Annotated in this window: 9 protein-coding genes; 2 read left to right on the forward strand and 7 right to left on the reverse strand. The window is 73.9% G+C overall.

What is annotated here, in order from left to right; translation table 11 throughout:
* Positions 1-273 precede the first annotated feature (273 nt).
* From ACI78Z_RS24540 to guaB, 4 genes are read right to left on the reverse strand one after another with little or no spacing between them, the layout of a single operon-like run.
* On the reverse strand, positions 274-774 hold the full coding sequence (locus tag ACI78Z_RS24540) for a GNAT family N-acetyltransferase (protein ID WP_457039153.1): 501 nt from the start codon (positions 772-774) through the stop codon (positions 274-276).
* 54 nt (positions 775-828) lie between these two features.
* Positions 829-2,391 (reverse strand): glutamine-hydrolyzing GMP synthase, encoded by a 1,563-nt coding sequence (guaA, locus tag ACI78Z_RS24545; RefSeq protein WP_457039154.1) that lies wholly within the window; start codon positions 2,389-2,391, stop codon positions 829-831.
* Positions 2,391-3,542 carry a GuaB3 family IMP dehydrogenase-related protein gene (locus ACI78Z_RS24550; RefSeq protein WP_457039155.1) on the reverse strand — a complete coding sequence of 384 codons (1,152 nt, stop codon included), beginning with the start codon at positions 3,540-3,542 and terminating at the stop codon, positions 2,391-2,393. The genes guaA and ACI78Z_RS24550 overlap by 1 nt, the downstream gene beginning before the upstream one ends.
* A 2-nt stretch (positions 3,543-3,544) precedes the next feature.
* The gene (guaB, locus tag ACI78Z_RS24555; protein WP_457039156.1) at positions 3,545-5,050 is read right to left on the reverse strand and encodes an IMP dehydrogenase; all 1,506 of its coding nucleotides are present in this window, start codon (positions 5,048-5,050) and stop codon (positions 3,545-3,547) included.
* Positions 5,051-5,172: 122 nt separating this feature from the next.
* Here guaB and ACI78Z_RS24560 point away from each other — a divergent pair, with 122 nt between their 5' ends.
* Entirely contained in the window at positions 5,173-5,577 is a 405-nt protein-coding gene (locus ACI78Z_RS24560) for a DUF5319 family protein (RefSeq protein ID WP_457039157.1), read from the forward strand.
* 198 nt (positions 5,578-5,775) lie between these two features.
* On the opposite strand, the gene ACI78Z_RS24565 is transcribed toward ACI78Z_RS24560, so the two are convergent.
* On the reverse strand, positions 5,776-6,537 hold the full coding sequence (locus ACI78Z_RS24565; RefSeq protein ID WP_457039158.1) for a LuxR C-terminal-related transcriptional regulator: 762 nt from the start codon (positions 6,535-6,537) through the stop codon (positions 5,776-5,778).
* Positions 6,538-6,872: 335 nt separating this feature from the next.
* On the opposite strand from ACI78Z_RS24565, the gene ACI78Z_RS24570 reads away from it, so the two are divergent.
* Positions 6,873-7,172, forward strand: coding sequence for a WhiB family transcriptional regulator (locus ACI78Z_RS24570; protein WP_072920962.1), 300 nt, complete (start codon positions 6,873-6,875; stop codon positions 7,170-7,172).
* 125 nt (positions 7,173-7,297) lie between these two features.
* On the opposite strand, the gene ACI78Z_RS24575 is transcribed toward ACI78Z_RS24570, so the two are convergent.
* Positions 7,298-7,450, reverse strand: coding sequence for a hypothetical protein (locus tag ACI78Z_RS24575; protein ID WP_457039159.1), 153 nt, complete (start codon positions 7,448-7,450; stop codon positions 7,298-7,300).
* On the reverse strand, positions 7,434-7,800 hold a 367-nt coding region (locus ACI78Z_RS24580; protein ID WP_457039160.1), incomplete at its 5' end, for a hypothetical protein. The genes ACI78Z_RS24575 and ACI78Z_RS24580, both read right to left, overlap by 17 nt.

Raw genomic sequence — 7,800 nt, forward strand, 5'->3', positions numbered from 1 at the left:
GGACCGTGTTTTTTGCTTACGGGGGGGTCGGTCTCGGGCAGGGGGCGGGGGCCGCCGCCACGGCGTCGGCGTCCGGACGCCGACGTGCGTGTCCGGTCGGCGCGAGGAGCCCGGCACGGGCCAGCCGCTCACGGATCCGCTCGGCGTCGTCCCCCGCCAGATCGGGGTCGGTCGCGGCACCGAGGACCGCCACCACATACTCGTTCATGCTCCGTCCGAGCCGACCCGCGGCTGCCCGCACGCGCTCGACGAGCTCGTCGGTCGTGCGCACCGTCAGCTGAGCCATGCATTCACAGTAGCAGGCATGCCTGCATCGCGGTGGTAGCGCACCAGCGGCAGGGCGGTGAAACGGTGCCGCTCGTACAGGGCACGGGCCGGCGCGTAGCTGCCCTCCCCACCGGTGCCGATGACGGCGAGCGGCACACCCCGCGCCCGCATCCCGGTCACCGCCCGCTCCAGCAACCGGCCCGCGATGCCGGCCCCCCGGTGGTCCGGGGCGACGGCGACCACCTCGACCTCGCCGACCGGGGTGGCGTCCTCCTCGGTCCACCGGACGGCGACGAAGCCGACCGGGGCGCCCTCGACGTCGGCGACCCATGCGCCGATTTCCGCGGACCGGCAGAGCTGCGTCGCCGCCGCGGCCTGCGCCGTCCGCCAGTCCGGGTAGACCAGGCGGTACACCCGTGAGCCCATGACCGCCTCGAAGCCCGCAAAGACGGGCGCCCACGCGTCCAGGGAGAACGCGACCACCGCGTCGACGTCGGCCTCGGTCAACGGCCGAATGACGACGTCGACGCCGTGGATGACACCACGGACCTCAGCGGCGCGTCACTCCCACTCGATGGTGCCCGGCGGCTTGCTCGTCACGTCCAGCACCACGCGGTTGACCTCGGCCACCTCGTTGGTGATCCGCGTCGAGATGCGGGCCAGGACGTCGTAGGGCAGCCGGGTCCAGTCCGCGGTCATCGCGTCCTCGCTGGACACCGGCCGCAGCACGACGGGGTGGCCGTAGGTGCGCCCGTCGCCCTGGACCCCCACCGAGCGGACGTCGGCCAGCAGCACCACCGGGCACTGCCAGATCTCCCGGTCCAGGCCTGCCGCGGTGAGCTCGGCGCGGGCGATCGCGTCGGCCCGCCGCAGCACGTCGAGCCGCTCCTGGGTGACCTCGCCGATGATCCGGATGCCGAGCCCCGGGCCCGGGAACGGCTGCCGCCATACCAGCGACTCGGGCAGGCCGAGCTGCAGGCCGACCTCGCGCACCTCGTCCTTGAACAGGGTGCGCAGCGGCTCGACCAGGGTGAAGGTGAGGTCCTCGGGCAGGCCGCCGACGTTGTGGTGGCTCTTGATGTTCGCCGTCCCGGTGCCGCCGCCGGACTCGACGACGTCCGGGTAGAGCGTGCCCTGCACGAGGAAGTCGACGGTCTCGCCGTGGGCCTGCGCGTCGTGCACCACGTCGAGCGCCGCCTGCTCGAAGACCCGGATGAACTCCCGGCCGATGGTTTTGCGCTTCTGCTCGGGGTCGCTGACCCCGGCCAGCGCGCCGAGGAACTGCTCGCGGGCGTCGACCACCCGCAGGTCGGCGCCGGTGACCGCGACGAAGTCCCGCTCGATCTGCTCGGTCTCCCCCTCGCGCATCAGCCCGTGGTCGACGTAGACGCAGGTCAGCCGGTCACCGATGGCCCGCTGCACCAAGGCGGCCGCGACCGCGGAGTCGACCCCGCCGGACAGCGCGCACAGCGCCCGCCGGTCGCCGACCTGCGCCCGGATCCGCTCGACCTGCTCCTCGACGACGTTGGCCATCGTCCAGGTCGGCTCGAGCCCGGCGATGTCGAACAGGAAGTGCTCGAGCACCGTCTGCCCGTGCGCGGTGTGCCGCACCTCGGGGTGGAACTGCACCCCGGCGAGCTTGCGGTCGACGTCCTCGAACGCGGCAACCGGCGCACCTGTGGACGTGGCGGTGACGGTGAACCCGGGCGGGGCGGCGCTGACGGCGTCCCCGTGGCTCATCCACACCGACTGCTCGACCGGCAGCGTGCCGAACAGCCGGCCCTGCGTGGTGACCGTCAGCGGGGTGCCGCCGTACTCGCGGTCGCCGGTGCGGGCCACCGTGCCGCCCAGCGAGGCGGCCATCGCCTGGAAGCCGTAACAGATGCCGAACGCCGGGACGCCGGCCTCGAACAGCGTCGGGTCGACCTGCGGGGCGTCGTCGGCGTAGACGCTCGACGGCCCGCCGGAGAGGACGATCGCCGCGGGCTTGCGGGCGACGATCTCCTCGGCCGGGACGTCGGAGGGGACGATCTCGGAGTAGACCCCCGCCTCCCGGATGCGCCGCGCGATGAGCTGGGCGTACTGGGCGCCGAAGTCGACGACGAGGACGGTCGGGAAGTCCATCAGTCGTCCTGGGTGGCCGGCTGGTAGCCACCGATGACCAGGTCGACCCGCTGGAACTCCTTGAGGTCCCGGTAGCCGGTCTTGGCCATCGTCCGGCGCAGCGCGCCGAACAGGTTGGTCCGCCCGTCGGCGCTGCGCGCCTCCCCGAGGAGGACGTCGTGCAGCGAGCCGACAGGGGTGACCGGGGCCGAGGTCCCGCCGCGGGGCAGCCGCGGGTGGGCGGCCACGGAGTCCCACCAGACGCCGCCGCCCGGGGCCTCCGCCGCGGCCCGCAGCGGCTCGCCGAGCTGGACGGCGTCCGCGCCGCAGGCCAGCGCGCGGGCGATGGCGCCGCTGGTCTCGATCCGGCCGTTGGCGATGACGTGCACGTACCGGCCGCCGGTCTCGTCGAGGTAGTCGCGGCGGGCCGCGGCGGCGTCGGCGATCGCGCTGGCCAGCGGCACCCGGATGCCCATGACGGTGTCGGTGGTCGAGAAGCTGTCGGCGCCGACGCCGACGACCACGCCGGCCGCTCCGGTGCGCATCAGGTGCAGCGCGGTCTGGTAGTTCGCCGCCCCGCCCACGATGACCGGGACGTCGAGGTCGGCGATGAACTCCTTGAGGTTCAGCGCCTCGCCCTGGGCGGTGACGTGCTCGGCCGAGACGATCGTGCCCTGGATGACCAGCAGGTCCACGCCGGCGGCCAGGACCGTGGGGGCGAGCTGGAGGGTGTGCTGCGGCGAGACGCGGACGGCCGTGGTCACCCCGGCGTCGCGCATCTCCTTGATGCGGGCGGTGATCAGGTCCGGCTCGACCGGTCGGGCGTAGACCTCCTGCAGCAGGGCCACCGGCGGCGGCCCGTCCCCCGCCGCCTCCCGCAGCCGCCGGTAGACCGGCGCGGGGTCGTCATAGCGGGTCCACAGCCCCTCGGCGTTGAGCACGCCCAGGCCGCCGGCCTGGCCGACGGCGACCGCCGTGGCGGGGCTCACGACGGCGTCCGACGGACTGGTCACCAGCGGGATGTCGAACCGGAAGGCATCGATCTGCCACGCGGTCGAGACGTCGTCCATGTCCCGGGTGCGCCGGCTCGGGACGATGGAGACCTCGTCGAGGTCGTACCCCCGGCGGGCGAAGCGGTTGAGACCGATCTCGACGGTGTCGCGGGTGGGCATGCTCAGCGCCCCCTGTAGTTCGGTGCTTCCACCGTCATCTGGATGTCGTGCGGGTGGCTCTCCACGAGGCCCGCCGAGGTGATCCGCGTCAGCTGACCGCGGTCCTGCAGGTCGGCGATGGTCTGCGCCCCGGCATAGCCCATGGAGGCACGGAGCCCGCCGACGAGCTGGTGGGCGACGCCGGCCAGCGGGCCCCGGTAGGGCACCTGCCCCTCGATGCCCTCGGGGACGAGCTTGTCGTCGGAGAGCACGTCGTCGGCGAAGTAGCGGTCGCGGCTGAAGGACTGGTTGCCGCGCTTCTGCATCGCGCCCAGCGACCCCATGCCGCGGTAGGTCTTGTACTGCTTGCCGTTCACGAAGACCAGCTCGCCCGGCGCCTCCTCGACACCGGCGAACAGCCCGCCGATCATGACCGTGTCGGCGCCGGCGACCAGGGCCTTGGCGATGTCACCGGAGTACTGCAGCCCGCCGTCGGCGATCACCGGGACACCGGCCGGCTTGGCCGCCAGCGCCGCCTCGTAGATCGCGGTGACCTGCGGGACGCCGACGCCGGCGACCACGCGGGTGGTGCAGATCGAGCCCGGGCCGACGCCGACCTTGACCGCGTCCACCCCGGCGTCGACCAGCGCCTGCGCACCGGCGCGGGTGGCGACGTTGCCGCCGACGACCTGCACGCCGAAGTCGGCCTTGACCCGCGCCACCATCTCCAGCACTGCCCGCTGGTGGCCGTGCGCGGTGTCGACGACCAGGACGTCGACACCCGCGTCGACCAGCAGCCCGGCCCGCTTGTAGGCGTCCTCCCCCACACCGAGGGCGGCGCCCACCACGAGGCGGCCGTCGTCGTCCTTGGTGGCGTCCGGGTACTGGTCGCGCTTGACGAAGTCCTTGACGGTGATCAGGCCGCGCAGCCGCCCGCCGTCGTCGACCAGCGGCAGCTTCTCGACCTTGTGCTTGCTCAGCAGCTGCAGCGCCGTGTCGGCGTCGACCCCGACCGGGGCGGTGACCAGCGGCATCGGCGTCATGACGTCGCGGACGAGGCGGTTCTTGTCGGTCTCGAACCGCATGTCGCGGTTGGTGCAGATACCGACCAGGACGCCGTCGGCGTCCACCACCGGGGCGCCGGAGATCCGGTAGCGCGCCGACAGTGCGTCCAGCTCGGCCAGGGTGTTGTCCGGGGACGCGGTCACCGGGTTGGTCACCATGCCGGCCTCGGAGCGCTTGACCAGGTCGACCTGGCCGGCCTGCTCCTCGGCGGCGAGGTTGCGGTGCAGCACGCCCATCCCACCGACCCGCGCCATGGCGATGGCCATGCGGGCCTCCGTGACGGTGTCCATCGCGCTGGAGAGCAGCGGGATCGCCAGACGCAGACCGCGGGTCAGCCGGCTGCTGGTGTCCACCTCGGCCGGCACGACGTCCGACGCGCCGGGGATGAGCAGGACGTCGTCGTAGGTCAGGCCGAGCGGCGCGAACTTCGCCGGCAGCTCGGGGACGAACTCATCGGGCTGCATCGGTTGCCGCCACCCCTCCGGATCGGCCGGCACCCTCGTGGGTGCGCGGGGAGCCGCATCCGATCGTAGGCGGCGCCCTGCGGGGCTCTGTGTGATGTCCGTCCGGCCACTACCGTGGACCCGTGAGTTCTTGGGACGACGCTTCCGGGCCGGACTTCGGGCCCGCCGACCAGCCAGGTCCGCCGCCGCTGACCATGGAGGAACGGGCCGGCGTCCTGGACGACCTCGCCGAGCTGGAGGTGTTCCGGACGCTGCTGGAGCCCACCGGCATCAAGGGCATCGTCGTCGACTGCCCGGACTGCGACGAGGAGCACCACGTCGACTGGGCGCTGATGCAGGCCAACCTCCGCCAGCTGCTCGAGGAGGGGCAGACCGGCCGCCACGAGCCGCCGTTCGACCCCGACCCCGACGACTACGTCAGCTGGGACTACGCCAGCGGCTACGCCGACGGCATCGCCGCGATGGCCGAGCGCGAGGAACCCGGCGGCGACGGCGGCCGCGCGGGGAAGCACGCGCGCGACGACTGAACGATGACATCGCGGTCCTACCGGACCACACCGCGGCCACGTGCCGTCCTCGGCTGGGTCGAGTGCAGCCCGCCGCTGGATCGCGGGAGCCTCCGGCCCCCGCTCTCCGCGGCGCGTCGCAGGGCGGCCCGGGTGGCGAACACACGCTGAGCGCCCCCTCCCGCGCGGGAGGGGGCGCTCAGCGTGTGTTCGACGTGCTCAGCTCATCATGCCGCGGCGGAAGCCGGTGGCCACCGCCTCGGCGCGGTCCTTGGCGCCCAGCTTGCGGAACAGCCGCCGGGCGTGGGTCTTGATGGTGTCCTCGGACAGGTAGAGCTCGCGGCCGATCTGGGCGTTGCTCTTGCCCTGGCTCATGCCGGTGAGCACCTGCATCTCGCGCATCGAGAGGCTGACCGGCGCCGGCTCCCGGACGGTCGAGCGCACCGTGGTGGGCGCGGTACCGGCCAGCGGGCTCGCCCCGTTCCAGGCCGGCGTCCCGTGGGCGTGGCCGGCGTGCGCGCCGACCGAGGCCAGCGGCACCGGCTGGTGCGGGACGGCGGGCCCCGGGCCGCGGCCGTCGACCCGCAGGCCGACCCGCGACAGGCCCAGGCCCATCTCCAGCGCGGTCGCGTCCCAGCGCAGGTAGCCGCGGGCACCGGCCGCGACCGCCGCCCGGACGGTCTCGCCGTCGTCGGGGGCGCCCAGGACCAGGACCGGCAGTCGCGGGTGGGCGCGCAGCGCCTGGGTGGCTACGGTCAGCCCGGAGTCCATGGCGCGCTGGGTGCCGATGAGCAGGACGTCGGGTTGACGGGTGGCCAGCCGGGCCATCAGGGCGGTGGCGTCGCCGACGACCTCCACCCGCCCGACGAACGGCAGCGCCACCAGGCGGCCCGCGATGTCGTCGCGGACCCGCCGGCGCTCGTCGTAGACCCACACACACGTCGTGCCGTGGCCGGGTCCGCGCATCCTGTCGTCGATCACGCCTGCTCCTCGCTCGCCGGCCGCACGTCTCGACCGGGTCCACCGCCCGGGTCCCCCGGCCGGGTGTCGCTCGGACGTGGGTCCCGTCCGGGGACCTCCGTCGTCGCTCCGGCCGCACCGGAGCCACCGACGGGTGTCCCGTGGGGGTGTTCGGCACGGCCTGCAGCCACCTTGATCGACTCCAGGGGGCGACAACAGCCGCTCTCACCCAGCGGGGGGAGAGCTGAGCCGACAAAATGCAGGGTCACCGTGTGTTTGACCCACGGAGGCCTCGGGCACCGGCCCCCATGCAGCCGGACCGCCCCCTCCGGCTCGCACCGAGCCGAGGAGGACGAATGGCCGACATCCGCCGCCTGCCCACACCTGTCGCCGAGGTCTGGGACTGGCAGCTGCACGGCGCCTGCCGCGGAGAGAGCACCGCGTTGTTCTTCCACCCGGACGGCGAGCGCGGCCCCGCACGGGCCCGCCGCCAGTCGGCCGCCAAGGCGGTCTGCGCCCGCTGCCCGGTCATCGAGTCCTGCCTGAAGCACGCCCTTTCGGTCCGGGAGCCCTACGGGGTCTGGGGCGGCATGAGCGAGGAGGAACGGGCCCGGCTGATCGCCGCGGAGCCCGCCGCCGTCGCCGCGGGGGTCTGACGAAGGACCCCGCGTCCCCCATCCCCCGCAGGCTCGCGGCGGGACCCGGACGCGGGGCCGTTCAAGAGAGTCACCGAGAGGGCCGGTCCAGCAGATGCTGGACCGGCCCTCTCGTTGTCTGTCGGCTACGCCAGGCGGCGGGCCAGCATGAGTTCGTCGTGCACCCAGGTGCGGTCGCGGTCCCGTGAGGTCTCCGCCGACCAGGTGGAGGAGTCCGGGCCGACGTCGGTGCAGCGCCACCGGAGCCACGGCTCCTCGTCGTCACCGAGCAGCTCCACGCAGGAAGCGGACGGTCGTCCCGTGGAAGGCCAGGGGCGGCACCCCGGCACCGGGCTCACCCCGGCCGGGCACGATCCACACGCCCTCGACGGCGCGCCTGCCGAGCACCCAGCCCACGTGCAGCTCGCCGGCCGCGCGGTGCCACGTGCCGTCAGGTGCCAGGCCGCGCCGGTCCAGCCGCCAGGCTCCGACGAGCCGGCCGACGTCGTCGAGGGCCGCGGGGTCGGCCGTGCCCGGGTCCGTGCCGGACGTCGAGGAGCACCCCGCCATCGTGTCCGACGACGGCGACGGCCACCGGTGGCAGACACGGCGGAGGGCCGGCCCGGATCCGTCCGGACCGGCCCTCCGC

This window comes from Geodermatophilus sp. SYSU D01176 (assembly GCF_054050015.1).